This window comes from Micromonospora sp. CNZ303, from assembly GCF_004345505.1.
In genome coordinates this window covers 18262-44054 of the sequence record NZ_SLVT01000001.1, presented here as the reverse complement: position 1 = coordinate 44054, position 25793 = coordinate 18262, and the positions used below count along the sequence as shown (strand labels likewise).

At 73.4% G+C, this 25793-nt stretch carries 28 protein-coding genes and 1 pseudogene; 14 read left to right on the top strand and 15 right to left on the bottom strand.

Going from position 1 to position 25793, the window contains the following annotated elements; all coding sequences use genetic code 11:
- Window positions 1-72: 72 nt before the first annotated feature.
- Window positions 73-1164 (bottom strand): UDP-N-acetylmuramate dehydrogenase, encoded by a 1092-nt coding sequence (locus tag EV374_RS00240; protein WP_132230779.1) that lies wholly within the window; start codon window positions 1162-1164, stop codon window positions 73-75.
- A 70-nt stretch (window positions 1165-1234) separates the two neighbouring features.
- Between EV374_RS00240 and EV374_RS00235 the strand changes: the two genes are divergently transcribed.
- The 8 genes from EV374_RS00235 to EV374_RS00200 all read left to right on the top strand — a co-directional run bounded on the left by EV374_RS00235 (window position 1235) and on the right by EV374_RS00200 (window position 9272).
- Window positions 1235-1996 (top strand): maleylpyruvate isomerase family mycothiol-dependent enzyme, encoded by a 762-nt coding sequence (locus tag EV374_RS00235; RefSeq protein ID WP_132230778.1) that lies wholly within the window; start codon window positions 1235-1237, stop codon window positions 1994-1996.
- Window positions 1997-2237: 241 nt separating this feature from the next.
- The gene (locus tag EV374_RS00230) at window positions 2238-3539 is read left to right on the top strand and encodes an extracellular solute-binding protein (RefSeq protein WP_132230777.1); all 1302 of its coding nucleotides are present in this window, start codon (window positions 2238-2240) and stop codon (window positions 3537-3539) included.
- 75 nt (window positions 3540-3614) lie between these two features.
- Window positions 3615-4625 carry a carbohydrate ABC transporter permease gene (locus tag EV374_RS00225; RefSeq protein WP_132230776.1) on the top strand — a complete coding sequence of 337 codons (1011 nt, stop codon included), beginning with the start codon at window positions 3615-3617 and terminating at the stop codon, window positions 4623-4625.
- Window positions 4622-5455 (top strand): carbohydrate ABC transporter permease, encoded by an 834-nt coding sequence (locus tag EV374_RS00220; protein WP_132230775.1) that lies wholly within the window; start codon window positions 4622-4624, stop codon window positions 5453-5455. Before EV374_RS00225 ends, EV374_RS00220 begins: the two co-directional genes overlap by 4 nt.
- Complete coding sequence (locus tag EV374_RS00215) at window positions 5452-6822, top strand: GH1 family beta-glucosidase (RefSeq protein ID WP_132230774.1); 1371 nt, start codon at window positions 5452-5454, stop codon at window positions 6820-6822. The genes EV374_RS00220 and EV374_RS00215 overlap by 4 nt, the downstream gene beginning before the upstream one ends.
- A gap of 17 nt (window positions 6823-6839) precedes the next feature.
- Window positions 6840-7844, top strand: a complete 1005-nt coding sequence (locus tag EV374_RS00210) for a LacI family DNA-binding transcriptional regulator (protein ID WP_132230773.1) — start codon at window positions 6840-6842, stop codon at window positions 7842-7844.
- Window positions 7845-7972: 128 nt separating this feature from the next.
- A complete protein-coding gene (locus EV374_RS00205) occupies window positions 7973-8374 on the top strand; it encodes a RidA family protein (protein ID WP_132231293.1) in 402 nt (133 codons plus the stop codon).
- A 1-nt stretch (window position 8375) separates the two neighbouring features.
- The gene (locus EV374_RS00200; protein ID WP_132230772.1) at window positions 8376-9272 is read left to right on the top strand and encodes a GNAT family N-acetyltransferase; all 897 of its coding nucleotides are present in this window, start codon (window positions 8376-8378) and stop codon (window positions 9270-9272) included.
- A 78-nt stretch (window positions 9273-9350) separates the two neighbouring features.
- On the opposite strand, the gene EV374_RS00195 is transcribed toward EV374_RS00200, so the two are convergent.
- The 4 genes from EV374_RS00195 to EV374_RS00180 form a co-directional block, all read right to left on the bottom strand.
- Window positions 9351-9866, bottom strand: coding sequence for an O-acetyl-ADP-ribose deacetylase (locus tag EV374_RS00195; RefSeq protein WP_132230771.1), 516 nt, complete (start codon window positions 9864-9866; stop codon window positions 9351-9353).
- 1 nt (window position 9867) lies between these two features.
- Window positions 9868-10659 carry an EI24 domain-containing protein gene (locus EV374_RS00190; protein ID WP_132230770.1) on the bottom strand — a complete coding sequence of 264 codons (792 nt, stop codon included), beginning with the start codon at window positions 10657-10659 and terminating at the stop codon, window positions 9868-9870.
- Window positions 10660-10734: 75 nt separating this feature from the next.
- A complete protein-coding gene (locus tag EV374_RS00185; protein WP_132230769.1) occupies window positions 10735-11538 on the bottom strand; it encodes a MerR family transcriptional regulator in 804 nt (267 codons plus the stop codon).
- A complete protein-coding gene (locus EV374_RS00180; RefSeq protein WP_132230768.1) occupies window positions 11531-12067 on the bottom strand; it encodes a VOC family protein in 537 nt (178 codons plus the stop codon). Before EV374_RS00180 ends, EV374_RS00185 begins: the two co-directional genes overlap by 8 nt.
- A gap of 149 nt (window positions 12068-12216) precedes the next feature.
- Here EV374_RS00180 and EV374_RS00175 point away from each other — a divergent pair, with 149 nt between their 5' ends.
- Window positions 12217-13203 (top strand): helix-turn-helix transcriptional regulator, encoded by a 987-nt coding sequence (locus EV374_RS00175; RefSeq protein WP_132230767.1) that lies wholly within the window; start codon window positions 12217-12219, stop codon window positions 13201-13203.
- Here the strand turns inward: EV374_RS00175 and EV374_RS00170 are convergent.
- Window positions 13194-14108, bottom strand: coding sequence for an SDR family oxidoreductase (locus EV374_RS00170; protein ID WP_132230766.1), 915 nt, complete (start codon window positions 14106-14108; stop codon window positions 13194-13196). The two genes, EV374_RS00175 and EV374_RS00170, sit on opposite strands and share 10 nt — an antisense overlap.
- Before the next feature lie 76 nt (window positions 14109-14184).
- Here EV374_RS00170 and EV374_RS00165 point away from each other — a divergent pair, with 76 nt between their 5' ends.
- Window positions 14185-14880, top strand: a complete 696-nt coding sequence (locus EV374_RS00165) for a DNA polymerase beta superfamily protein (protein WP_132231292.1) — start codon at window positions 14185-14187, stop codon at window positions 14878-14880.
- A 73-nt stretch (window positions 14881-14953) separates the two neighbouring features.
- Here the strand turns inward: EV374_RS00165 and EV374_RS00160 are convergent, their stop codons facing one another.
- The 5 genes and pseudogenes from EV374_RS00160 to EV374_RS00140 all read right to left on the bottom strand — a co-directional run.
- On the bottom strand, window positions 14954-15691 hold the full coding sequence (locus EV374_RS00160; RefSeq protein ID WP_132230765.1) for an alanyl-tRNA editing protein: 738 nt from the start codon (window positions 15689-15691) through the stop codon (window positions 14954-14956).
- A gap of 11 nt (window positions 15692-15702) precedes the next feature.
- A complete protein-coding gene (locus EV374_RS00155) occupies window positions 15703-16590 on the bottom strand; it encodes an alpha/beta fold hydrolase (RefSeq protein WP_132230764.1) in 888 nt (295 codons plus the stop codon).
- Window positions 16587-16901, bottom strand: a complete 315-nt coding sequence (locus tag EV374_RS00150) for a DUF2516 family protein (RefSeq protein WP_132230763.1) — start codon at window positions 16899-16901, stop codon at window positions 16587-16589. The genes EV374_RS00155 and EV374_RS00150 overlap by 4 nt, the downstream gene beginning before the upstream one ends.
- Window positions 16902-16971: 70 nt before the next feature.
- Window positions 16972-17787 carry a hypothetical protein gene (locus EV374_RS00145; RefSeq protein WP_132230762.1) on the bottom strand — a complete coding sequence of 272 codons (816 nt, stop codon included), beginning with the start codon at window positions 17785-17787 and terminating at the stop codon, window positions 16972-16974.
- Window positions 17788-17912: 125 nt separating this feature from the next.
- Window positions 17913-18407, bottom strand: a pseudogene (locus tag EV374_RS00140) (helix-turn-helix domain-containing protein); the annotation flags it as partial.
- 166 nt (window positions 18408-18573) lie between these two features.
- Between EV374_RS00140 and EV374_RS00135 the strand changes: the two are divergent.
- The 3 genes from EV374_RS00135 (at window position 18574) to EV374_RS00125 (ending at window position 21262) form a co-directional block, all read left to right on the top strand.
- Window positions 18574-19215, top strand: a complete 642-nt coding sequence (locus EV374_RS00135) for a GNAT family N-acetyltransferase (protein ID WP_132230760.1) — start codon at window positions 18574-18576, stop codon at window positions 19213-19215.
- A gap of 106 nt (window positions 19216-19321) precedes the next feature.
- The gene (locus tag EV374_RS00130) at window positions 19322-20119 is read left to right on the top strand and encodes an alpha/beta fold hydrolase (protein ID WP_132230759.1); all 798 of its coding nucleotides are present in this window, start codon (window positions 19322-19324) and stop codon (window positions 20117-20119) included.
- A gap of 288 nt (window positions 20120-20407) precedes the next feature.
- Window positions 20408-21262, top strand: coding sequence for a sulfotransferase (locus tag EV374_RS00125; protein WP_132230758.1), 855 nt, complete (start codon window positions 20408-20410; stop codon window positions 21260-21262).
- An 81-nt stretch (window positions 21263-21343) separates the two neighbouring features.
- Here the strand turns inward: EV374_RS00125 and EV374_RS00120 are convergent, their stop codons facing one another.
- The 4 genes from EV374_RS00120 to EV374_RS00105 form a co-directional block, all read right to left on the bottom strand.
- Window positions 21344-22303 carry an asparaginase gene (locus tag EV374_RS00120; protein WP_132230757.1) on the bottom strand — a complete coding sequence of 320 codons (960 nt, stop codon included), beginning with the start codon at window positions 22301-22303 and terminating at the stop codon, window positions 21344-21346.
- A 96-nt stretch (window positions 22304-22399) separates the two neighbouring features.
- A complete protein-coding gene (locus EV374_RS00115; RefSeq protein ID WP_132230756.1) occupies window positions 22400-23242 on the bottom strand; it encodes a beta-keto acid cleavage family enzyme in 843 nt (280 codons plus the stop codon).
- A gap of 92 nt (window positions 23243-23334) precedes the next feature.
- A complete protein-coding gene (gene ygfZ / locus EV374_RS00110; protein WP_132230755.1) occupies window positions 23335-24447 on the bottom strand; it encodes a CAF17-like 4Fe-4S cluster assembly/insertion protein YgfZ in 1113 nt (370 codons plus the stop codon).
- On the bottom strand, window positions 24444-24872 hold the full coding sequence (locus EV374_RS00105; protein WP_132230754.1) for a Fur family transcriptional regulator: 429 nt from the start codon (window positions 24870-24872) through the stop codon (window positions 24444-24446). Before EV374_RS00105 ends, ygfZ begins: the two co-directional genes overlap by 4 nt.
- A 70-nt stretch (window positions 24873-24942) precedes the next feature.
- Between EV374_RS00105 and EV374_RS00100 the strand changes: the two genes are divergently transcribed.
- Window positions 24943-25791, top strand: coding sequence for an aminotransferase class IV (locus EV374_RS00100; protein ID WP_132230753.1), 849 nt, complete (start codon window positions 24943-24945; stop codon window positions 25789-25791).
- Window positions 25792-25793: the final 2 nt, after the last annotated feature.

Sequence of the window (25793 nt, the reverse complement as noted above, 5' to 3'; positions counted from 1 at the left end):
CCCACCCCGCCCCGCGGCGCGGCGCGAGCGAGGAGGCGGGGGCGAGGTGGGATGAGTGGGTGGGTGGGTGGGTCAGATGGTGCAGTTGATGAGGATCGGTTCGGGGTGGAGGGTCACGCCGAAGCGGGCGTGGACGCCGTCGCGGATCTCCCGGGCCAGCTCGACCAGGGACGCGGTGCTGGCGGTGCCGCTGCGGTTGGTCAGGGCGAGGGTGTGCTTGCTGGAGATGGCGACGCCCTCCGGCCCCGGGTGGCCCTTGCCGAAGCCGGCCCGGTCGATCAGCCAGGCGGCGCTGACCTTGACCATGTCCCCGGGGCAGGGCCAGGACGGCGGCTCGCCGAGGTCGGCGGCGCGCTCGCGCAGCAGCTCGTACGCGGCGGCGTCCAGCACCGGGTTGGTGAAGAACGAGCCGACCGAGCGGGTGTCCGGGTCGGTCGCGTCGAGCACCATGCCCTTGCCGGCGCGCAGCCGCAGGACCGTGGCCCGGGCGTCGGCCAGCGGTACCCGGTCCCCCACCTGTACGCCGAGCGCCCGGGCCAGTTCCGCGTAGCGCACGGGGCCGGACAGCGGCGAGCGGGCGAGCCGGAAGTCGACGGAGAGCACCACCCAGCGGTCGCTGTACTTGAAGATGCTGGACCGGTACGCGAACCCGCAGTCGGCGGCGTCGATCCGCCCGACGGTCGCCTCGACCCGGTCGTGGACTTCGACGCCGACGATGGTCTCGGCGACCTCCTGGCCGTACGCGCCGACGTTCTGGATGGGGGTGGCGCCGGTCGAGCCGGGGATGCCGGAGAGGCACTCCAGGCCGGACCAGCCGTTGGCGACGGTGGTGGCGACCAGCTCGTCCCAGGGCTCGCCGGCCTCGACGCGTACGGTGACGGTGTCGGCGTCCTCGGCGACCACCCGCACGCCCCGGGAGCGCACCAGGACCACGGTGCCGGGGAAGCCGGCGTCCCCGATCACGACGTTGCTGCCGCCGGCGAGGAGCAAAACCTGCTCGTCGCGCCCGGCCGCCTCCCGCACGGCCCGCACGATCGCGTCGGCGTCGGTGCCGGCGACGACACGGCCGGCGGGACCGCCCAGGCGCAGGGTGGTGTATCGCGCCAGGTCGCACGTCGTGGCGGGTTCGGTTCCGGTTGTCGGCTGGGCGTAGACGTCTGACACGCCTTTCACCCTAGGCTGAGGGGTAGCCGCGGCGCCCACTGGTGGCCCGGTCACCCCCGGGAGGATGGCGATGAGCAGATTGCACGCAACGAAGGACTTCTGGTTGGGAGCGCTCCGGGCGGAGGGCCCGGCGTTCGCCGCCGCCGTGGCGGAAGCCCCGCCGGAGACACCGGTGCTGTCCTGTCCCGGCTGGACGGTCGCCGACCTGACCCTGCACCTCACCTCCATCTACCGCTGGGTGCACTCGTTCGCCGGCTCCGGCGCGGCCACCCCGTCGCCCGGGAGGTCCGAGCCGGTCGAGCCGGATCCGGGCGTCGCCCCGCTCCAGCTCTGGCAGCAGGCGTACGACCGGCTGATGACCCTCTTCGACGGCCTCGACCCGGAGGCCCCGGCGTGGAACTGGGCGCCGCAGCCGAAGAAGGCGGGCTTCTGGCCGCGCCGGATGGCGCACGAGACCGCGGTGCACCGGTGGGACGCCCAGCTCGCCATCGCGGCGGGCGAGCCGGTCGAGGCGAAGCTCGCCGCCGACGGGGTGAGCGAGATCCTGGACACCTGGCTGCCGGCCGGCCGGCGCCGCACGGCCGGCCAGTGGCGCGGGGTGGTGCAGATCTCCGCGGTCGACGCCGGTCAGGAGTGGTTCCTGCGGCTGCGCGGCGAGGGCGTGGCGCTGCTCGACACGGCCACCATCTTCGACCACGACGACCACCACGCGCGGGCGCAGGTCAGCGGCACCGCGAGCGACCTGCTGCTGGCGCTCTGGGGCCGGGTCGGCCTCGACACGCTGGACGTGGCCGGCGACCGGGCCCTGCTGGAGGGCCTCCGCGTCGGCTGATCCACCGCCGCGCGGAGCCGGGCCCCGAGGGCTCCGCGCAGTCCCACCGCACGTACGACGAGAGTGGCCGCCCGGCACAGGCGGCCACTCTCTTTGCGTCCGGTCTCGATCCGCAACCAGCGGAGAGCGCTCTCTTGACACCGGACCAGACCAACCACCACCCTGTCGTGAGAGCGCTCTCTCAGCTCTGCTCCACCACCTGCCTCACCACCTCAGACGACCTGAGAGGGGTCCGACCGATATGGGTGTCTTTCCGCGCCGCCGCCTGGCGGCGGTGGCCCTCGTCGCCGCCACCGCGCTGTTCGCCACCGCCGGCTGCGCCGGCGACGAACCCGCCGAGGACGGCAAGATCACGTTGACCGTGGACGTGTTCAGCCAGTTCGGCTATGAAGAGCTCTACAAGGAGTACATGGCCAGCCACCCGAACGTGAAGATCGTCGAGCGTGGCACCGGCACCAACCTCGACGACTACTCGCCGAAGCTGACCCAGTGGCTCGCCGCCGGCAAGGGCGCGGGCGACGTCGTCGCCATCGAAGAGGGGTTGATGGTCGAGTACAAGGCCAACCCCGACAACTTCGTCAACCTGCTCGACCACGGCGGGGCAGAGCTCCAGGGCAACTTCCTGGAGTGGAAGTGGAAGGGCGGGATGACCCAGGACGGCAAGCTGATCGGCCTGGGCACCGACGTCGGTGGCATGGCCATGTGCTACCGCACGGACCTGTTCGCCAAGGCCGGCCTGCCCACCGACCGCGAGTCCGTGTCGAAGCTCTGGCCGACCTGGCAGGACTACGTCAAGGTCGGTGAGCAGTTCAAGGCGAAGAACACGGGCGCCTCGTTCCTGGACGCCGCGACCAACATCTTCAACACGATCGTGCTCCAGACGGCCGGCAACGCGCAGGGCTACCACTACTACGACACCAGCGGAAACCTGGTGGTGGACAGCAACCCGGCGGTCCGGCAGGCCTGGGACACCACCATGGACATCATCGACTCCGGCCTCTCCGGCAAGTACGGCTCCTGGTCCGAGGAGTGGGTGTCTGCCTTCAAGCAGGCCAAGTTCGCCACCATCGCCTGCCCGGCCTGGATGACGGGCGTCATCGAGGGCAACGCTGGCGCCGAGGCCAAGGGCAAGTGGGACATCGCCCGGGTGCCCGGCAACGGCGGCAACTGGGGCGGGTCGTGGCTCGCCGTGCCGACCCAGAGCAAGCACCGCGCCGAGGCGATCGAGCTGGCGAAGTTCCTGACCAGCGCCAAGGGCCAGATCGGGGCGTTCAAGGCCAAGGGCCCGCTGCCCTCCTCGCCGCAGGCGCTGGCCGACCCCGCGATCGTCGACGCCAAGAACGCGTACTTCTCCGACGCCCCCGTCGGGCAGATCTTCGGCGAGGGCGCCAAGACGCTGAAGCCCGTCTACATGGGGCCGAAGAACCAGGCCGTCCGCACCGAGGTCGAGAACGCCGTCCGGACGGTGGAACTGGGTCAGCGCAAGCCCGAACAGGGCTGGACGGACGCGGTCAACAACGCGAAGAAGGCCGCCGCCAAGTAGCCCGAGCCGGAGTGCGGGCGGGAGGGCGCCGGGGGCGCCGGTCCCGCCCGCACCCGGGAAAGGAGTGGTCCGGGCATGACCGTCCAGCTCGACCCGCGCCCGCCGGTCGCACCGGCGCCCCGCACCGGTCGACGCACACCGGCGATGCGGTTCAGCCGCCTCGACACGAAGTACTCGCCCTACCTGTTCATCGCCCCGTTCTTCGTGCTCTTCGGGGTGTTCGGGGCGTACCCGCTGATCTACACGTTCTGGGTCTCCCTGCACGACTGGGACCTGCTCGGCAGCAACCACCCGTTCGTCGGGCTGGAGAACTACAGCCGGCTGCTGGAGGACCCCGACTTCTGGCACTCCGTCGTCAACACCCTCGGCATCTTCGTCATCTCCACCGTCCCGCAGCTGCTGGCCGCGCTCTGGCTGGCCAACCTGCTCAACCGGCAACTGCGGGCCCGGACGACGTTCCGGATGGCGGTGCTGATCCCGAACATCACGTCGACGGCGGCGGTCGCGATCGTCTTCGGAGTGCTCTTCGGCCGCGAGTTCGGCATGGTCAACTGGCTGCTCGACCTGGTCGGGATCGACGCGATCGAGTGGAAGTCGAACCGGTTCGCGTCCTGGGTGGCCATCTCCACCATGGTCGACTGGCGGTGGACCGGCTACAACGCGCTGATCTTCCTGGCCGCGATGCAGGCCATCCCGCGTGACCTGTACGAGTCCGCCGCCATCGACGGGGCCGGCCGGGCCCGCCAGTTCTGGTCGATCACCGTGCCGCTGCTCAAGCCGACGATCATCTTCACCGTCATCATCTCCACCATCGGCGGACTCCAGCTCTTCACCGAGCCCCGGCTGTTCCACTCCGGAACCAACCCGATCCGGGGCGGAACGCTACGGGAGTCGCAGACCGTGACCATGTACATGTTCGAGAACGCCTTCGCCCCCCACTACAACTTCGGCTACGGCTCGGCGGTGGCGTGGCTGCTCTTCGCCCTGATCGCGGTCGTCGCGGCGATCAACGTGCTGCTCCTGCGCCGGCTCGGCGGCACGAAGCCGCCCAAGGAGGACGCGAAGTCGAAGGAGGGAGCGCGATGACCCGCCTCTGGGCCGCCAGCCGGCTCACCTACGCCGCGCTGATCGCCGCCGGGGTCCTGTCGATCTTCCCGATCTACTGGATGTTCGTGGTCGCGAGCCGCTCCAACGACGCGATGGGCCAGCTGCCGCCACCGGTCACCCCCGGCGGCAACTTCGGCGCGAACGTGTCCCGGCTGCTGAACAACACCGACGCGTACTTCGTCGCCGGCCTGGTCAACTCGGCGATCGTGGCGGTCACGGTCACCGTCTCGGTGGTCTTCTTCTCCACGCTGGCCGGGTTCGCCTTCGCCAAGCTGCGGTTCCGGGGGCGCAACGCGCTGCTCATGGTGATCATCGCGACGATGATGGTGCCCACCCAGCTCGGCGTCATCCCGCTCTACCTGCTGATGACGAAGCTGAACTGGAACGACCGGCTGCCGGCGGTGATCGTACCGGCCCTGGTCACCGGCTTCGGGGTGTTCATGATGCGGCAGTACGCGGGCCAGGCGGTCAGCAACGAGCTGATCGAGGCGGCCCGGGTGGACGGCTGCAACACCGCGCGGATCTACTGGAACGTCGTGCTGCCGGCACTGCGCCCGGCCGCCGCCGTGCTGGGGCTGCTCACGTTCATGACCACCTGGAACGACTTCCTGTGGCCGTACGCTGTCCTCAACGACCCGGAGAACCCGACCGTGCAGCTCGCCCTGCGCACGCTGTCCGACGGGTACTACACGGACATGTCCCAGGTGTTCACGGGAACGGCCATCGCCACCCTCCCGCTGTTGCTGGTCTTCGTCCTGTTCGGCCGCCAGATCATCGGCGGCATCATGGAAGGTGCGGTCAAGGCGTGAGCACTCTGCGATTCCCCGACAACTTCGTCTGGGGGGCGGCCACCGCCGCGTACCAGATCGAGGGGGCGGCCACCGACGACGGTCGCGGCCCGTCGATCTGGGACACCTTCAGCCGTACGCCGGGCAAGGTCCACCACGGCCACACCGGCGACGTCGCCTGCGACCACTACCACCGGTACGCCGACGACGTGGCGCTGATGGCCGAGCTGGGGCTGAAGGCGTACCGCTTCTCGGTGGCCTGGCCCCGCATCCAGCCGGACGGCACCGGCCCGGTCAACCCGCGCGGCCTGGACTTCTACGACCGGCTGACCGACACGCTGCTCGCCCGGGGCATCGACCCGATCGTCACCCTCTACCACTGGGACCTGCCGCAGGCCCTTGAAGACCGGGGCGGTTGGACCAACCGCGAGACCGCCGAGCACTTCGCCACGTACGCCACGGCGGTGCACACCCGGCTCGGCGACCGGATCCGCACCTGGACGACCCTCAACGAGCCGTGGTGCTCGGCCTACCTCGGCTACGGCAACGGGGTCCACGCCCCCGGCGAGCAGGACCCGGGCGCGGCCTTCACCGCCGTACACCATCTGCTGCTCGGGCACGGCCTGGCGGCCCGCGCGCTGCGCGCGGCCGGCGCGCAGACCGTCGGGATCACGGTCAACCCGGCCGACGTACGCGCGGCCGACCCGGACAGCGCCGCGGACGCGGCGGCGGTCCGCCTGGTCGACGGCCTGCACAACCGGATCTTCCTCGACCCGCTGCTGCGCGCGGCCTACCCCGACGACGTGCTGGAGCACGTGGCCCGCATCGTCGAGCCGACGTTCATCCGCGACGGCGACGAGAAGCTGATCGCCGCCCCGATCGACCTGCTCGGCGTCAACTACTACGCCCCCACCTACGTCGCCGGCCGGCCGGACGGCGGGGGCGGCAGCGCCTACCCGGGCACCGCCGGCGCGGTGGAGTTCCTCCCGCCGACCGGGCCGCTGACCGACATGGGGTGGATGATCGAACCGGCCGGGCTGACCCGGCTGCTGGAACGCCTCGCCACGGACTACCCCGGCGTGCCGCTGATGGTCACCGAGAACGGCGCGGCGTTCCCCGACAAGGTCGACGCCGACGGTGCCGGGCAGGTGCTGGACGCGGACCGCATCGCCTACCTCGACGGGCACCTGCGCGCCGTGCACGAGGCGATCTCCCGGGGAGTGGACCTCCGGGGCTATCTCGTATGGTCGTTACTCGACAACTTCGAGTGGGCCGAGGGCTACCGTCGACGGTTCGGCATCATCCACGTCGACTACCTGACGCAGCGACGCACACCGAAGTCCAGCGCCCGGTGGTACCAGGAGGTGATCTCCCGGAACGGGCTGTGACGAGGGTGGTAACGGGGATGACGACGGCGCAGCGGCCGACACTGGAGGCGGTGGCCCGGCGGGCGGGCGTCTCGCGGGCCACCGTGTCCCGGGTGGTGAACGGCTCCACGACGGTCGCCGAGCCCATCCGGGACGCGGTCCGCCGGGCGGTGGCCGAGCTGGGGTACGTGCCGAATCTGGCCGCCCGCAGCCTGGTCACCCAGCGGACCGACTCGATCGCCCTGGTGCTGCCGGAGGCCGCCACCCGGGTCTTCTCCGACGACCAGGTCTTCCCCGGGATCATCCGGGGCGCGGCGCAGGAGCTGGAGGCGGCCGACAAGCAGCTCGTGCTGATGCTGGCCGGCTCGCCCGCCGGGCACGACCGGGTCGAGCGCTACACGACCGGGCGACACGTCGACGGGGTGCTCTTCGCCTCGCTGCACGGCGAGGACCCGCTGCCCGGCCGGCTCGCCCGGCTGGGCATCCCGGTCGTGTGCAGCGGTCGCCCCCTCGACGGCGCCGACGTGCCCTACGTCGACGTCGACCACGTCGGCGGGGTGGCCACGGCGGTGCGGCACCTGCTCGACAGCGGACGTCGCCGCATCGCCACCATCGCCGGCCCGCAGGACATGGTGGCCGGCATCGAACGCCTCGCCGGCTACCGGAACACGGTCGCCGAGGCCGGCCTGCCGGAGCTGGTGGCGACCGGCGACTTCACCCGCGAGTCCGGGGCGACGGCGATGCGGCAGCTCCTCGCCGAGCACCCCGACCTCGACGCCGTCTTCGCCGCCTCCGACCTGATGGCGCACGCCGCCCTGCGGGCGCTGCGCGAGGCGGGAAGGCGGGTGCCGGACGACGTGGCGGTGATCGGCTTCGACGACATCGAGACGGCGGCGTACACCGAGCCCCCGCTGACCACCGTCCGGCAGCCCATCGTGCAGCTGGGCCGGCAGATGACCCGGCTGCTGCTGCGGCTGGCCGCCGGCGAGGCGATCGAATCCGTGGTCCTCCCCACCGAGCTGATCCTCCGCGAATCGGCCTGAGGTGTAAGGAAGGGCACCTTGTTGACGTTTTCTGTATAGGAAGGGCCCCTTCCTAACGCCTCCCGTCAGGTGCCGGAGTTAATCCGTGGAGGCGTGGTGCGGGCGCCGGTAGCGTCGCGCGCGTGACCGTGAACCTGATCCGCGTACCTGCCCTCTCCGACGTCGCCGAGTACGCGTACGCGGCCACCGTCGAGCCGCCGGCCCGGCTGGTGTTCACCGCCGGCGCCTGCCCGCTCGACGCCGAGGGCCGGACCGTCGCGCCCGGCGACCCCGTGGGCCAGGCCCGGCAGGTGATGGCCAACCTGGGGACCGCCCTCGCGGCGGCCGGCGCCCGGCTCACCGACGTCGTCAAGACCACCGTGTACGTGGCATCGTCCCGCCAGGAGGACCTGGTGGCCGTGTGGGAGGTGGTCCGGGACGCGTTCGGCGAGCACGAGCCGCCCAGCACCCTGCTCGGGGTGGCCGTGCTGGGCTACTCCGACCAGCTCGTCGAGGTCGAGGCCGTCGCCGCCGTACGCGGGGAGGGCTGACATGCGGATCCGGACCGCCCGCCCCGACGACGCGCCCGCCGTGGTGGCGCTACGCGCACTCGTGCACCCCTACCTGGTGCGCGGCGTCGAGTCGACCCGGCAGATGATCGCCCAGCCCCCGCCCGGCGAGCAGTGGACCGCATACGTCGTCGAGGTGGACGACACGGTGGTCGGCTGGGTGTCGGCGTACCGCAACGACCGGACCTCCGAGCCCGACGTCGGGGAGGTCTCCACCCTGCACGTGCACCCGGAGCACCGGGGGCGTGGCGCCGGCACCGCGCTGCTGACCGCCGCGCTGGGGCATCTGCGCGACATCGGGGCGCGCCGGGTGCGTACCTGGGCGTTGCCGGAGTCGCTGCCGTTCGCCCGCCGGCACGGCTTCACGCCGAGCCGGGAGCTGCGCTACTCGGCGCTGGACCTGCGGCCGGCCCCGCCGATGCCGCAACCGCCGCCGGGCGTACGGCTGCTCCCGCTTGCCGACCTCGACCCGCGCCGGGTCCACCTGGCCGAGGTGGCGGCGGCGGCCGACGAGCCGGAGGACGTGCCCGGCGACTCGATCAGCTACGAGACCTGGCGCTCCGAGGTCTGGGACAACCCGGGCCTGGACCGGGCGGCCAGTACGGTGGCCGAGGTCGGCGGCGAGATCGTGTCGTTCAGCCTCGTCAAGCGCGACGGCGACCGGATGTGGTCGGACTACACCGGCACGCTGCCGGCGCACCGGGGGCGCGGGCTGGCCCGCCTGGTCAAGACGGCGGCGCTGCACCGCGCCGCAGCCGGCGGGGTACGCGTCGCCTACACCTCGAACGACGAGGCGAACGCTCCGATGCTGGCGGTCAACGTCGGGCTCGGCTACCGCCCGGTCGGTTCGAGCTGGTCCTGCCTGCGCGAACTCGTCTGACGGTCCGGGTCGACCGACAGTCCGCCGGCGGCCCGCCCGAGGCCCGGGGTCCGCCGGCGGCCCGCCAAAGGGCCGGGGTCAGCCGGCGGCCCGCACCCGCTGGGCGACCGCCAGGGTCTCGGCGCCGAAGAGCACCAGCCGGGCCTCGGTGACGTGCGCCGGGGTGGCCGAGCCGAGCACCGACAGGGCCTGCCGGACGGCGTCCTCGACCGGCCAGCCGTAGACGCCGGCCGAGACCAGCGGGAACGCCACGCTCGTCGCGCCCAGCTCGTCGGCGACCTGCAGGCTGTTCGCGTAGCAGTCGCGCAGCAGCGCCGAGCGGTCCTCGCCGGCCGACCAGACCGGCCCGACCGTGTGCACCACCCAGCGCGCCGGCAGGTCGCCCGCGGTGGTGGCCACCGCCTGGCCGGTCGGCAGGCCCCGGCCGTACCGGGAGGCACGCAACGCCCGGCACTCGTCGAGGATGGCCGGGCCGCCCCGCCGGTGGATGGCGCCGTCCACGCCCCCGCCGCCGAGCAGCGACGAGTTGGCGGCGTTGACGATCACGTCCACCCGCTGCGTCGTGATGTCGCCCCCGACCAGGGTGATCTCCACGTCAGCCCTCCGTGACGGACTGGCCGAGCGAGCGGCGGGCCAGCAGGGTCGCCCCGGCGACGGCGGCCGGCATGACGAGCACCGCGCCGAGCGGGATCAGGAAGCAGACGAAGACCGCCACGCCGAAGCCGAGCGTGGTCGGCCGGTCCGCCTTGAGGTGCGCCCGCCGCTCCGGCAGCCGCATCCCGCGCCGGTAGAAGGGGGCTCCGACCAGCTCCACGGCGAGCAGCCAGCCACCGACCGCCGCGCCGATGACCGGCACCACGGTCTGGCCGACCACCGGGATGAAACCGGCGGCGAAGAGCGGGATGCCGAAGAGGATCGACAGGCCCACCAGCCGTACGGAGTCGGCGACGCTGCGCCGCAGCGACGGCCAGAACGGCACGTCGACGGCGTTCGGCGTGCCGCCGAGGCGCTCCTCGACCCGTTCGGAGATCTTCTCGTAGAACGGGTCGCCGATGACCAGGGTGACAGCGGTGAAGGTGACCACCGCGAGCAGGCCGCCGATGCCGAGGAAGGCCAGCCCGGCGACCACCCGCATGAGGCTGCGCCAAGTGGTCGACCAGTCGTCGGCGAATGGCGTGACCAGCGCGGCCAGGTCCTCGACGAAGTACGCCAGGGTGGCGAACGCGGCCACGAAGAGCACGCCCGAGATCAACGCCGGGATGACGCCGAGCAGCATCAGCCCGGGGCTGCGGACGTAGAGGCCGAGGCCACGCAGGAGCAGGCCCACGCCGGTGAAGAACCGACTGGCGGCGCCGGTCACGGGCGCGGCGATGCGGGGTGCGTTCACGACCGCAGAGCCTAGTTGTACCCGGTCATGGGACGGATCGCAGCCGGCCGCCTGGCGGGTTCTCGGAGCCGCGCTCTACTGCCAGGTGGCGGTGTCGGGGTCGATGTCGTGGGCGCGTGCGCTGGCGTCGATGCTCTGCCGGAACCACCTGGTGAGGCCGGCACGGATGCCGTCGTAGTGGGCGGCGAATGCCGGATCGGCCTCGTACCTGCGGCCGAGACAGACCTGCATCTGCCTGGTGAGGGGAAAGTACGAGGAAAAGACCTCGCGGTGCCGCTCGACGAGTCGATTCGCCTCCGGGCTGCCAGGGGTGACCCCGGCGTCCATCGCGTCGCCGAGGGCACGGTCGAGGGCGGCAACAGTGTCGGCGACGGCCTGCCATTCCTCCGGGCTGCGAGAGGCTGCGCGTTCGGCGTACTGCTGCCATTGCGTCGTGTCTCCGTAGCGGTGACGGGCCTGGGCGTGCCGGTCCGGGTCCCACTGGGGGCCGAAGATCGCGGCCTGCTGCTCGACGGTCAGCAGCAGGCCGCGCTCGTGGGCGTCGATCATGCGATCCAGGCCGGCGCTGAGCTGCTGGAGACGGTCGATCCGCTGGACGACCTGGGCGCGCTGCGCGCGCAGTGCGCCGGGCACGTCCGCGGTCGAGTCGTCCAGGATGGCCCGGATGCCGTCCAGGCCGAACCCGATCTCCCGGTAGACGAGGATGCGGTGCAGGCGTTCCAGGTCGCCGGCGGTGTAGAGCCGGTATCCGGCGGCCGTGCGCAGCGACGGTCGCGCCAGACCGATGTCGTCCCAGTGGTGCAGCGCGCGCACCGTCACGCCCAGCCGCGTCGAGACCTGGCCGACGGTCAGGCCGTCGGCATCGGTGGCATCAGGCATGCTCCGCATTGTCGCCGCGACCGCCGCCCGGTGGGGTGATCCCGATGGCTTCAAGGTTGCGCGCCTCCTGGCTGGCCGGATCGTAGGGCTTCGCCGCGGTGAAGACGATCCGGGCGTTCTCGGGGGTGATCACCTCCACGTCGCGGGTGTTCCAGGGGGTGTCCCGGGGGCCGTCGACCGAGTCCGGGCGCAACGCACGACACGCCTCGACGAGGGGATCGATCTGGCTGAGCACGCCCGAGAAGCTGAAGCTCATCGCGGGTGGCTGCGCCGGAACGCTCTCCGCCGAGCGCAGTAGCACGTCCTGGAACGCCCACCGGCGCAGGTGCACGAGCGTGCCGGGGATGCTGAACAGCTCGAAGAAGCCGAGCCCACGAGTCCAGAAGTCCACCGACGCCGCCAGGTCGCTCGTGGGGATCGTCACGAACGCGGGCATCCCGTAGATCCCCCGGAACGGCTCCGGCGCGACCGCGTCCGGGCCGGGATCGGGCACGGGACTGATCTCGAAAGCGTCGTAGTAGGCACTCATGCACCCCACCCTGGGGCCTTACGCAGCGTGAGGGTCAAGCCGCGTCGGTGCCGGTCCTACCGCTGGCCGCGACCAACGTCGTGGCCGGGGTACACCGGTAGGCGGACCGCCGGCTGGGGACGGTCGAGCGGGCACGGCAGGATGGACACGTGCGGGCGGCCCGGTTGATCTCGTTGGTCCTGCTGCTCCAGGCGCGGGAGACGATGACCGCCGCGGAGCTGGCGCGGGAGCTGGAGGTCTCCGAGCGGACCGTCTACCGGGACGTGCTGGCGCTCTCCGCCGCCGGGGTGCCGGTCTACGCCGACCGGGGCCGCGCCGGCGGCTACCGGCTGCTCGGCGGCTACCGGACCCGGCTGACCGGGCTGACCCGGGACGAGGCGGAGGCGCTCTTCCTGGCCGGGCTGCCGGGACCGGCGGGCGACATGGGGCTCGCCGACGCGGTGGCCTCGGCCGAGCTGAAGGTGCTCGCCGCGCTCCCACCGAGCCTGCGGGACGCGCCGGCGCGCACCGGGCAGCGCTTCCACCTGGACGTGCCGGGCTGGTTCCGGGAGTCCGGGCCACCGCCGTGGCTGACCGAGCTGGCCGGCGCGGTCTGGCGGGACCGGATCGTCGAGCTGCGCTACCGGCGCGGCGACCGCGAGGTCGAACGCGAGGCGCACCCGTACGGGCTGGTCCTCAAGAGCGGGGTCTGGTACCTGGTCGGCCGGGTCGGCGGCGCGTACCGCACGTACCGGGTGGACCGGGTCACCCACGTCGGGGTCCGGACCGCCACCTTCGACCGGGACGCCGGCTTCGACCTGGCCGGCTACTGGCGGGAGCAGGCCGAGGAGTTCCTGCGCGGCATGCTCCGGGCCGAGGTCACGGTGCGGCTGAGCCCCGTCGGCCTGCGCCGGCTCCGCTTCGTCGCCGACGCCCCCTTCGCGTACGACGAGGCGCTCGCCGCGGCCGGCGAGCCCGACGGGCAGGGGTGGGTGGTGACCCGCCTGCCCGTCGAGTCCGTCGACGTCGCGTACCCCCAGTTGCTGTCGCTGGGGCCGGAGGTGGAGGTGCTCGACCCGCCGGACCTGCGGGAGCTGATGGTCGACGCCGCCAGGCGGTCCGCCGTGGTCTACCGGGTGGCGCCCGGTCAGCGGTAGCCGGTCACGTCGGCCGGTCTGTCCGCCTCCACCACCTCGGTGATGTAGCGGAACCCGTCCGGCCGGCTGCCGTCGACGTCGGTGAACCCGTACACCTGGGACAGCTCGCCGGCCGAGACGGACGCCTGGTTCCAGCGGGCCCGGTCCTCGTCGGCGGCGAGCGCGGCGACCGCACGCCCGACGAAGGCCGGGGTCTCCGAGATGAGGAAGTGCGGATCCTTGGCGGCGCCGTCGCGCCAGTTCTCCTCGGTGACCCCGAAGTGCTCCAGCATCGCCTCGGACCGGATCCAGCCCGGCGTCAGCGCCACGGCGGTGCCGCCGTGCGGCTTCAGCTCGTGCCCCCAGACGTACGCGAGCCGGTTGACCGACGTCTTCGCGAGGTCGTAGAAGACCGACAGCCGGTAGTGGTCGTCGTTGTACGCCTTCGTGCCGTCGCCGACCTCGACGACCAGGCCGCCGGGGCGACGGATCAGCAGCGGCAGCGCGAAGTGGGCGGTGACGACGTGCGTGTCGATCGCCAGGCGCAGGCTGCGGAAGCCGGCGTCCAGCGGCTGCTCCCAGACCGGCTTCTCCCAGGTGGTCAGGGGGTCGCCGCCCCAGATGTCGTTGACCAGCACGTCGAGGCGGCCCTGCTCGGCGTCGATCCTGGCGACCAGGTCGCGGACCTGCTCGGGGACGAGGTGGTCGACGCGGACCGCGATGCCGGTGCCGCCGGCTGCGGTGACCAGCTCGGCGGTCTCCTCGATGGTCTCCGGGCGGTCCATCTCGGAGCGGCCGGCCCGGCTGCTGCGGCCGGTGGCGTAGACCGTGGCGCCGGCGGCGCCGAGCTGCACCGCGATCTGCCGGCCGGCGCCCCGCGTCGCCCCGGCGACGAGCGCGATCTTTCCTCTCAGCGGTTTCGTCATGCGGCGAGCCTGTCAGCGATACCTGACAGCCGAAGTCCGGTTTCGCGAAGCTGTGTCGTCCGGCATGCTCGCCGGCATGCACCTGCTGCTCTCCGGGATCGTCGGCTCGGTCGCGTACGGGCTGGCCGGGCCGGGCTCCGACGTCGACCGGATCGGCGTCTTCGCCGCGCCCACCGTCGCCTTCCACGGGCTGCGCCCGCCCCGCGAGTCGGTGGTGACCACCGATCCCGACATCACGCTGCACGAGGCGGCGAAGTGGTGCCGCCTGGCGCTGAGCGGCAACCCGACCGCCACCGAGCTGGCCTGGTTGCCGGAGGACTGCTACGAGACCCGTACGGAGTTCGGCGACCGGCTGGTCGCCATCCGCTCGGCGTTCCTCAGCGCGCCCCGCGTCCGCGACGCCTACCTGGGCTACGCCGGCCAGCAGTTCCGCAAGCTGGAGTCCCGGGGCGACGGCACGTTCTCCGCCGACACCCGGCGGCGTACCGCCAAGCACGCCCGGCACCTGGCCCGGCTGGTGCACCAGGGCCGGCTGCTCTACGCCACCGGCGTGCTGGAGATCCGGCTCGCCGACCCGCAGTGGTTCCGCAGCTTCGGCGAGCGGGTGGCCGGCGGCGCGTTGGCCGAGGCACGGGCCCTGATCGCCGGGGCGGAACGCGACTTCGACCAGATCCGTACCCCGCTGCCGGACCACCCGGACGAGGCCGCCGTGGAACGCTGGCTGCTCGACGTGCGCGCCGCCCACCTGCCGCCAGGTCCCGCCACGCCCTGACCCACCGGTCCGGGTCACCGCACGTCGGACTCGTTGCCCTCGACCGGCTGGCGGCGGGCGACCGCGCGGGGGCTCAGTCCGCCAGGCGTACGCGGACGCGGCGGTTGGCCCGCCCCTTGCTCTCCACCTTGACCACCTGCACCTTGCCGATCTGCGCGGTGGAGGCCACGTGCGTGCCGCCGTCGGCCTGGACGTCCAGCCCGACGATGTCGACGATCCGCACCTCCTGCTCCTCCGGCGGGATCAGGTTCGACTGGGTACGGATGATGTCGGGCAGGGCGAGCGCCTCGTCGCGGGGCAGCACCCGTACGGCCACCGCCCGGTCGGCGGCGACCTCGGCGTTGACCAGCTCCTCGATGCGGCTCTTGAAGTCGGACGGCACCTCGGGCAGGTTGAAGTCCATCCTGGCCTCGCCCGGTTCCATGTTGCCGCCCGTGACGAGCGCGCCGAAGTCGCGGAACACCACCCCGCAGAGCACGTGCAGCCCGGAGTGGGTCCGCATCAGCCGGGTGCGCCGGTCGTCCTCGACCGCGCCGGTGACCGCCGTGCCGGCCGGCGGCAACGGGTCGCCCTCGACCGGGATCAGCCAGAGGTCGTCGCCCTTGCGGGTGCCGGCGATGCGGGTCTGCACCCCCTGCCAGAGCAGTACGCCGTGGTCCGGCGGCTGCCCGCCGCCGCCCGGATAGAACGCCGACCGGTCCAGCACGATGCCCTGCTCGGGATCGGCGTGCAGCACCGTGCACTCCCACTCCCGCAGTGTCGGATCGGCGAGGTCCAGCCGGTGCGTACGACCGTGGTGTGTGACGCCCATGTCAGGGCACGTTACTCGTTCAGGAAGGCCGATATCCGGCTTCGCAGGTCGGCGCGTTCCGTCCAGAGGACGCCGGGCCGGTCGTACACGTGCAGGGTGGCCCGGGGCAGCGCGGCGGCGAGCTGCTCGGCGACCTCGACCGGGTGCAGGTCGTCGCCGGCACAGCCGATCACCAGGGCCGGCGCGGTGACGGCGGCCAACGAACCGGCGTCGCGCAGAGGTGCCTGCTCGGGCAGGCTCGCCAGCCCCGGGGCGAGCCCGTCGCGCAGGAGCTGGTCGAGGCGCTGGCGCAGGTAGGCCCAGCCGGCCGGCGTGTTGCGTACGGCGGGCGGCAGCTCGGCCTGGACCACGTCCGCCACGGCGGCGGCGTCGCCGCTCTCCACGGCCTCGAACAGCGCGGTCAGCCGGGCCCGGGCGACCTCGCCGCGCGGCCGGTCGAGCGCCGCGGGCAGGAAGACGACGAGCCGCTCGAAGCGTTCGGGGCTCTCGGCGAGCAGCTGGCAGAGCGCGCCCGCGCCGAGGCTGGCGCCGAAGGCCCGGGTGGCGCCGCCGAGGTCGGCGACCGCGCGCAGGTCGCGGGCGAGGTCCAGGTAGCTCCACGGGCCGGGCGGCGCGTCGGAGCGGCCGTGCCCACGGAACTGGAAGAACAGCTTGCGGCCCGTCACCCCGCTGCCGAACGGCCGGGTGGTGGCGATGCCGTTGCCCAGCCCGTGGGCGAACACCGTGACCGGGTCACCCGCGCCGGTGACGAGCTGCTCCAGGTGTACGCCGTGCGGCGTGGCGACCAGCTCGGTGTCCGGCTCCGGCAGGGCCGGTCGGCCGGTACGCGGGGCGCCCGGGCCCGGCCCCCAGGTGCGGGGCCCGCCGTCCGGCGGGGGCGGCCAGCGGAAACCCCTCACCAGAAGCCTTTGCCGTCGCTCAGGTCGCGCAGCCCCACCCGGACGTCGAGCAGGTAGATCAGGCCGGCGGCGATGCCGACGAGCCCGAAGAGACTGATCGGGCCGAAGCCGAGCAGGGTCAGCACCAGGCAGACGGCTAGGATCGCGATCCAGCCGCCCTTGGGCAGGGTGCCGATGGCGGAGAAGGCGTCGGAACGCTGGGTGATGGCGTGCACCAGGGCGATGCCCTGCACGACCAACGCGAAGACGAGCAGGATCAGCTCGACCACGTAGCGAACATCGAAGGCGAAGAGCGGCGCGGCGTAGGCCATGTCGGCAAGCTTATGCCGGTGACCCCGGATACGTCCGACAGGACGCATCCGGGGTCACCGGCGGAACGAACTACTCGGCGGCCGGGCGGGTCCGCTTGGTGGCCCGGGGCAGCTTCGCCGACGGGGTGGCGGCCGGCTTGGCGGCCTTGGTGGCCCGGGTCGTCGCCTTCTTCGCCGCGGCCGGCTTGGCCTCCAGCACCTCGGCCACCTCGGCCGGGGTCGGCACCACGTCGGTCGCGGCCCGGGTCGGCACCTCGTCGGTCACGGCCCGGGTCGGCACCTCGTCGGTCACGGCCCGGGTCGGCACGTCGGCGACGACGGACCGCACGTTGGCCGGCTTCGCGACGGCCTCGGCCGGCTCGGTCACGGCCTCGGTCGTCTCGATGTCGGCGTTCACGGTCTCGGCGGCCTCCAGCACGCCGGCGCCGACGACCCGCTCACCCCGGGCGACCAGCGCGACGTACGCGGCCTGCGCCCGCTCCTGCGCAGCCTGGGCGCCGGCGACCACCACGGCGGCGTTGCGGGTGGCCAGCGCACGGAGCCGGTCGAGGTCGGCGACCTCGCGCAGCCGCTCCAGGTCGGCGACCTCGCGCAGCTTGTTCAGGTCTGCCGCCTCGCGCAGGCGCTTCAGGTCCAGCTCGGTCGGGACGGCCTTCTCGCGCAGGCCCTCGGCGGTCAGGTTCGCCGTGCGCAGCGTGTCGTTGGCCTTCTGGCGCAGCTCGACGCCGGTGACGACGGCCTTGCCACCCAGGTCGGCGACGACCTTGGTGCCGAGGTCGGTCACCACGGCGGGGAGCTTGCGCAGCTGCTGGAGGGCGAGCTCGCCCGCGCCCGCGGCGGCGTAGATCGGGGCCGGGATGCGGCTGGTCTTCGGCTGGGTCATCACTTCTCCTCTTCGGCCGCGTCGGCGGCCTTCCGGGCCGCGTCGCGGGCGGCCTTCTTCTCGGGGGTGTCGATCGGTGCGGGGGCGGGGCCGGCCTCGGTGACGGCGACCGACTCCAGCACGGCCTCGGTCGGGGTGCCCTCCGGTGTGGTGGGGCCCGTGGCGGCGAGGTTGGCCAGGTCGGGCGCGGCCTCGACGGGATCCGGCGTGCCCGTGCCGGCGGCGGCGTCGGCCCCGGCGGTGGGCGTCGCGCCGGTGGCCGCCGCGGTCGCCTCGGCGAGCCGCGCGTTCTCCCGGCGGAACGTCTCGTAGATCTGGGTGAGCGACTGCTTCTGCGCCATGGTCAGGTCGGGGTCGACGGAGATGGCCGCGAGCACGCCCTGGCCCTCCTTGTCGTCGAGCAGCCCGGCCCGCAGGTACATCGCGGGGGTGGAGACGCGCAGCGCGCTGGCGAGCTGCTGGAGCACCTCCGCGCTCGGCTTGCGCAGACCGCGCTCGATCTGACTGAGGTACGGGTTGCTGACCCCCGCCTGCTCGGCGAGCTGCCGCAGCGAGATCTTCGCGTTGCGGCGCAGGTCGCGAATGAACCCGCCGACGTCGGGAAGGTCCTTACCAGTGGCCATGGACCCGACGCTAACGCGCCCTGCTAGCTCTTGCAAGCAGAACGCTAACCAGAGTTAGCGACGTCTCATCCCGCCGCCCCGGCCACGCCCGCGCAGGGTGCGGCGGGTCGGTCGCCGTCGGTAAACCGGTGGCGTCACGGCGGTCCCGATCGTCACGATCGAGCCCGTGCTCGCCGACCTGTGGCCCCTGTACGGCCTCACCATCTCCACGCCACGACTTGAGCTTCACCTGCCCCGCGAGGAGGAACTGGCGGCACTCGCGCATCTCGCGGGCCGGGGCGTGCACCGCCCGGACGAACGCCCCTTCCTGACGCCGTGGACCGACGGCGGGCCGGAGGAGCGGGCGCGCGCCGTGTTGCAGGGGCACTGGGGCCGGCTCGGCGACTGGAGTGACTCGGCGTGGCGGCTCGGGCTCGGCGTCTTCCGGCACGGGGATCCGCTCGGCGTGGTCACGCTCGGCGCACGCGACTTCCGGGTCGTCCGGCAGGTCACGACGTCGTCGTGGCTCGGGATCGAACACCAGGGCAGGGGCTACGGGACCGAGGCCCGCGCCGGCCTGCTCACGCTGGCCTTCGACCACCTCGGCGCCGATACCGCACTCACCGAGGTCTTCCAGGACAACCACTCGTCCCAGGGGGTCTCCCGCAAGCTCGGCTACGAGCACGACGGCATCTCCGTCGACGCCCGCGGTGACGAGGCCCTCGTGTCCGACCGCCTACGGCTCACCCGCGCGAAGTGGCGCCGGCAGGAGCGGCCGGCGGCGACGGTCCACGGCGTGGCGGCCTGCCTGCCGATGTTCGGCCGCTGACCGGGATCCCCGCACCACCCGGCGGTCGCGCCCGGGACCGCTCGGCGGAGGATGGCGCCGGCACAAGGCGGTTGCGCCCCGGTCCCCCGGTGCGTACCTTGCCGCAGTGACCAAGATCGAGGTGAACGGCGCCCTGCTCGCGTACGACGACACCGGCAGCGGCACGCCCGTCGTCCTGCTGCACGCCGGCATCGCGGACCGGCGGATGTGGCGGGAGCAGGTCGGCCCGCTGGCCGCGCGGCACCGGGTGATCGCCCTCGACCTGCGCGGCTACGGGGACTCCGAGCTGCCGCCGACCCCGTTCGCCCACCACGACGACGTGGCCGGACTGCTCGACGCGCTCGACCTCCCCCGGGCCGCCCTGGTCGGCTGCTCGTTCGGCGGCGCCGTCGCCATCGACACCGCGCTGGCCCACCCGGAGCGGGTGAGCGCGCTCGCCCTCCTCGGCACCGCCGCATCGGGCCACGAATGGTCGGACGAGGCGAACGACCTCTGGGAGAGCCTGGTGGGCGAGGTCGACCCGGAGGACTTCGCCGCCAGCGCCGCCGGCGAGGTGCGCTTCTGGGTGGTCGGCCCGGGCCGGGAGCCCGCCGACGTCGACCCGGAGCTGCTCGCCTTCGCCCGCGAGATGGACCAGCGGGCGCTCGCCGCCGAGTTGGCGCTCAGCGCGGTCGACGTCGCCGAACTCGACCCGCCCGCGATCGGCCGCCTCCACGAGCTGCGGATGCCCGTCCTGGTCGGAGCCGGCGCGGCCGACGTGCCCGACATCAGCCGCCTCGCCGACCGGATCGCCGCCGAGGCGCCCGACGCTGTCCGCCTGCCCGACGTGCCCGACGCCGGGCACCTGCTGCCGCTGGAGCGACCCGCCCCGGTCAACGCCGCCCTGCTCGACTTCCTACCCTGACCCCCGCCCCGTCGTCCGCCTCCGCGAGGTGCGGAGGTGGGCGGCGCGCCGGCCGGACGCCCGCCGGGCCCGGAGCGGAGGCGGTCCTTGCCGATCGGCCGGCCAGCCTCTCGGCCCGCGCCCAACGGGTGCAGGGGATAAATGGATTGCCCGGGCGCCGGGCTGGGAGTTTGACTGCGCGCCATGTCTCTCTCCCCCTCACCCGTCTTCGTTGCGGGTACGGGTCGTTCGGGAACGTCACGGCTCGCCGACGTCATCGGCGAACATCCGCTGATCCACCGGATCCCCATGGAGACCAGGTTCCTCGTCGACCCGGGTGGCCTGCGGGACCTGGCCGACGCGCTCACCGGTCGATACGACCCCACCGTCGGTGAGGACGCCCTGCACCGGCTCAGCGACTTCCTCACCGTACGAGTGCCCGGCCGGCGCGACGATCGCGGCAGGACCGTTCCCGAACTGGTCGGCGAGCGGCGCTACCGGGACGCGGTGGAGCAGCTCTGGCCGCAGTTGATCGCGTACACCTTCGACGAACCTGCGCCCGCCGAAGGCTTCGGCAACGCCGACCGGCCGGCCGGGCCGTTCGCGCCGCTGAGCCGCCGGCGGGTGGTTCCCAGGTACTTCAGCGACCGGGGCGAACTCCTCGGAATCCTGCGGGGCCTGGTCGACACCATCTTCGGCGGAGCAGCCGCCGACGCGGGCAAGCCGACCTGGTGCGAGAAGACGCCGTTCAACCTGCTGTGCATGGAGTTCCTCTGGGAACTGGTCCCCGAGGCGACCATCGTGCACATCAAGCGTCACCCGGTGTCGGTGCTCGCATCCCACCTGGCCCAGCCGTGGGCGCCGTCCACGGTCGACGGTGCGCTCGCCTACCTCAAGCCGATCTACGATCGGTGGCTCACCTGGAAGGACACGGTCGACCTGACGGGCAGGCGATACGTCGAGGTGAAGGCGGAGGATCTCGCAGCCGACTGGCCCGGGCAGCGCCGCGCCCTGTTCGGGCGGCTCGGCGTCGACGACCTCGAAACCCGTTCGGTGTTCCAGTCGCACAAGCTGGCGCAGCGCAACGACCAGTTCGACGACGAGACCCGCAGGTTCATCGAGGAAGCCCTCGGCGAGGTCATTCCGGCCATGGGATACGAGTGACGAGCCCGGCTCCCCACCCCTGACGACGCCGCGTCGCGCCCCTCGACCGCCCGCTGAACGCCCCGACGACGGACGAAACGGCTACCAGAGGGGCCGGACGGCGCCGACCGGCAGGCCGCCGCCGAAGAGCGGCAGTTCGGCGTACTCGGTCAGCACCGGCGCGTCCAGCCCGAGGCGGCGCAGGGCGGAGACCAGCACCGGCATCCGGGCGCGGCCCGCCCCGTCGTCGATCTTGAGAGCGACCGCGCCGACCCCGGGCACCGCCGCCGCGACGACCCCCTCGGCGCCGATCTTGGCGAGCAGCCCGGGCACGCCCCGCATCAGCCGGCTGTCCTCGGCCCGGGTGCCGCCGACCAGGTCCGGGTGGGCGCGCATCGCGTCGGCCACCGTCCGCGCCACGGTGCCGGGCTCCGCCGAGACGAGCCGGAGGTACGCCCCGGCGAGCCCGGTCAGCGATACGGCGAGCACCGGGGCGCCGCAGCCGTCCACCCCGACCGCCGCAGCCGGCTCGCCCGTGAACTCCTCCACCGCGTCCCGCAGCCGCTGCTGCAACGGGTGCTCCGGGCGCCAGTACCCGTCGAGCGGCCAGCCGGCGGCCAGGCAGGTCAGCAGCATCCCGCTGTGCTTGCCGGAGCAGTTCATCTGCGTACGGGTGGGGCCGCCGCCGGCCCGCAGCACGGCCGTCCGCGCCTCGTCGCCCACGGGCAGGTCCGGCGGGCAGTGCAGGGCCGACTCGTCCAGCCCGGCGCGGGCGAGCAGCGCCCCGACCCGGGCCAGGTGGAACTCCTCCCCGGCGTGGCTGGCCGAGACCAGCGCGACGTCGGCGGGGTCGGCCAGCGTCAGCCCGGCGCGGAGCATCCCGACCGTCTGCATCGGCTTGTTGGACGAGCGCGGGAAGACCGGGGAGGTCACGTCCCCGGCACCGGCCACCGTCTGCCCCGAGGCGTCGAGCACCACCACCGAGCCCCGGTGCACGCCCTCGACGAACCCCGACCGGACCACCTCGGCGAGCGGCGCGCCGCCCTCGTACGTCTTTCCCACAGGGTGGACGGTACCGGCACCTCCGGCAGCGGTCGGCGGGCGGGTGAGCAGGTCGACGACGACCCGGTGTACAGCAGTGCCGGCCAGGGTCGCCGCTTACCTACCGGCGGTCGGCACGCCGAGCAGCCCGCGTGCCTCGGCGGTGGTCAGCGGCGGCCGCTGGGCGAGCTGGGCGAAGCCGACCGCCCGGGCGACGAGCTGCATGTTGGACTCGACCGGGCGACCCTTGGCGTAGGTCACCGTGTCCTCCATGCCGACCCGCAGGTGCCCGCCGGCCGAGAGCGAGGCCAGCATGACCGGGATGGTGCTGCGGCCGATGCCGGTGGCCGAGAAGGTGGTGCCCTCGGGCAGGTCGCGCAGTGCCTGGTGGGCCGCGACCAGGGCCGGGGTGGTGCCCGGCATGCCGCCCGGCACGCCCATCACGAAGTCGACGTGCACGTGCCCGCCGGCCGGCAGGCCGTACTTGCCGAGCAGCCGTTGCAGGGCCGTCAGGTGGCCGAGGTCGAAGATCTCGTACTCGGGCACGATGCCGCGCTCCTGCATCCGGGTGTGCAGGTCGACGATGAACTCCCAGCGGTTGAGGAAGACGTCGTCGCCGAAGTTGAGCGTGCCCATCGTGCAGGAGGCCATGTCCGGCCCGGCGTCGAGCACGGCGAGCCGGTCGGCCTCCGGGTCGGTCACCGCGCCGCCCGAGGAGAGCTGCACGACGAGGTCGGTGCTCTCCCGCAGCGCCGTCACGGTCTCCCGCAGCCGTCCCTGGTCCAGGCTGGGCCTGGCCTCGTCGTCGCGGATGTGGACGTGGATCACGGCGGCGCCGAGCGCCTCGCACTCCTTGGCGGTCAGCAGCAGCTCGTCGAGCGTCACCGGCAGCGCCGGCACCTCGGCCTTGGCCGACTCCGCGCCGGTGGGGGCAACCGTGATCAACGTCCCTGTCGTCATGCCCGGATCCTAGACCGAGGCCGGCGAGCCAGTCGACCGGAACTTTTCCGGCCTCAGTGCCGGAGAACAGAGAATCTTTCGCCGGGGGGCGATCAGGCCGGATCGATCGCTGCGGCGGTCTCGCCGATGAGTAGGCGGGCGTCGTCGGCGACGTTGCGCTTGACCACGGCCAGGGCGACCTGACCCAGCTCGTGGTGGTGCACGGCCGTGCCGACGAAGCCGACCGTCCGGCCGTCGAGGGTCACCGGCGTGCCGGCGACCGGCGGCTGGTCGGTGGTCACCCCGTCCAGGTGCAGGAGTACGAGCCGACGCGGCGGCCGGCCCATGTTGTGCACCCGGGCGACGGTCTCCTGGCCCCGGTAGCAGCCCTTGTCCAGGTGCACGGCCGGGGCGACCAGGTCCACCTCGGCCGGGATCGTCCGGTGGTCGGTGTCCACCCCGACCCGGGCCCGCCGGGCGGCCACCCGCACCGCCTCGTACGCCCACAGCCCGGCGACCGGCACCCCGTTGCCCCGCAGCTGGGTGACCACCTGCTCCATCGCGGCCCGGGGCACCAGCAGGTCCACGCCGAGCGGGCCCCGGCGGGCCCAGCCGCCCACGGGCAGCGGGCGCACGTCGTACAGCGCGGTCGGCCGGGGCGGCAGCTCGCCGGAGCGGAACTTCGGGCCCGGCACCGCGACCACGTCGGGCGCGGCCAGCCCGGTCGCGCCGAGCGTCTCCACCGCGGCGGGGGCCTCCGGCCCGACGAGGGAGAGCAGCGCGTGCTCGGGCGTCACGTCGCGCGGCTCGACCTTGCTGAAGAAGCGCATCCGCTCCAGGTACGACAGCAGGCCGGCGGTGGCGCCCGGCTCGGTGTCGAGCCAGGTGGTGATGCCGTCCTCGGCGACCATGGCGTGCTGCTCGACGTGCCCGTGCGGCGAGAGCACCAGCAGCTCGGTGCCCTGGCCGGCGGTGAGCTGTGCCAGGTGCTGGCTGGTGAGGGTGTGCAGCCAGCCGATCCGTTCCTCACCCGGCACCGCGACGACGCCCCGGTGCGACCGGTCGACCAGGCCGACGGCCGTGTCGAGGGTGCGCTGCTCGCGCATCGGGTCGCCGTAGTGCGCCGCCACGCCCCGTACGCCGGCCGCCGCGTGCGCCGGCTCGGGCTGGTCGCGGCTGGCCTCGTCGATGCTCTCGACGCTCACCGCGCCCGCGATGTCGATCATTTCCGGTCCCCGTTCTCACAGCGGACGCAGAGGCCGAAGAACGAGACGTGGCCGATGTCCACCCGGAACCCGCGCTGGCTCGCCAACTGGTCGGCCAGCGGGCGCAGCAGCTCCGGATCGATCTCGTCGATCGCGCCGCAGCCCCGGCAGACGAGGTGGACGTGCTGGTCCTCGCCGGCCGCGTGATAGGTCGGCGAGCCGTGCGAGAGGTGGGTGTGGGTGACCAGGCCGAGCCGTTCCAGCAGCTCCAGCGTGCGGTAGATGGTGGTGATGTTGACCCCTGCGGCCACCTCCCGGACGGCGGTGTGCACCTGCTCCGGGGTGGCGTGCCCCAGATCCAGCACGGCCTGGAGGATCAACTGCCGTTGCGCCGTCAGCCGGAGCCCACGGGCGCGGAGCATTTCCGCGAGGGAGGATTCGGACACCGTCCGATCATAGTTCGCCCCGCCACGCGCGCCGCCGGTGTCGTCCGGCCCGCCGCTAGGCTCGGCGGTCATGGTGGCGTCGAGGATCGCCGTGCCGGGCCGCGGGCTGGTGCCGCCCGGCGAGCCGGTGCTGCGCGGCGACGACCGGGGCGTGCTGCACGGCGACGGGCTCTTCGAGACGATGCACCTGCGGGACGGGCGGCCGTGGCTGCGCGACGCGCACCTGGCCCGGCTCGCCCGGGCGGCGGCGGCCGTCGACCTGACGCTGCCCGCCGCCGAGGTGCTGGTCGGACTGCTGGACGCCGTCCGCGCCGGCTGGCCCGCCGAGGTGGAGGGGTCGCTGCGCCTGGTCTGCACCCGGGGCCCGGAGGGCGGGGGCCCGCCCACCGGCTACGCCACGCTGGGCGAGGTGCCGGCGGCGACCCGGGCGGCGCGCCGGGACGGGGTCACCGTGGCCACCCTGCCGCTCGGCGTCGCGGCGCGGGCCCGCGCCGAACTCGACTGGCTGCCGGCCGGGGTCAAGTCCATCTCGTACGCGGTGAGCACCGCCGCCCGCCGGTGGGCCGCCCGCGCCGGCGTGGACGACGCGCTCTGGGTCTCCTCCGACGGGTACGCGCTGGAGGGGCCCACGGCCAACCTGGTCTGGCTGGCCGGTGACACCCTCTGCACGGTGCCCGCCGCCGAGACCGGCATCCTGCCGGGCGTGACCGCCGCCTGGCTCCTCGCGCACGCCCACACGCTCGGCCTGCGCGCCGAGGAGCGCCTGGTCACCCCGGCCGAGCTGCGTGCCGCCGACGGCGTCTGGCTCAGCTCGTCCGTCCGTGGCCTCGCGGAGGTCCGCACCCTGGACGCCGTCCCGCTGCGCCGCTGCGCGCACACCCCCGCCCTCCAGGCGCTCCTGGGCTTTCCCCGCCCGTGACC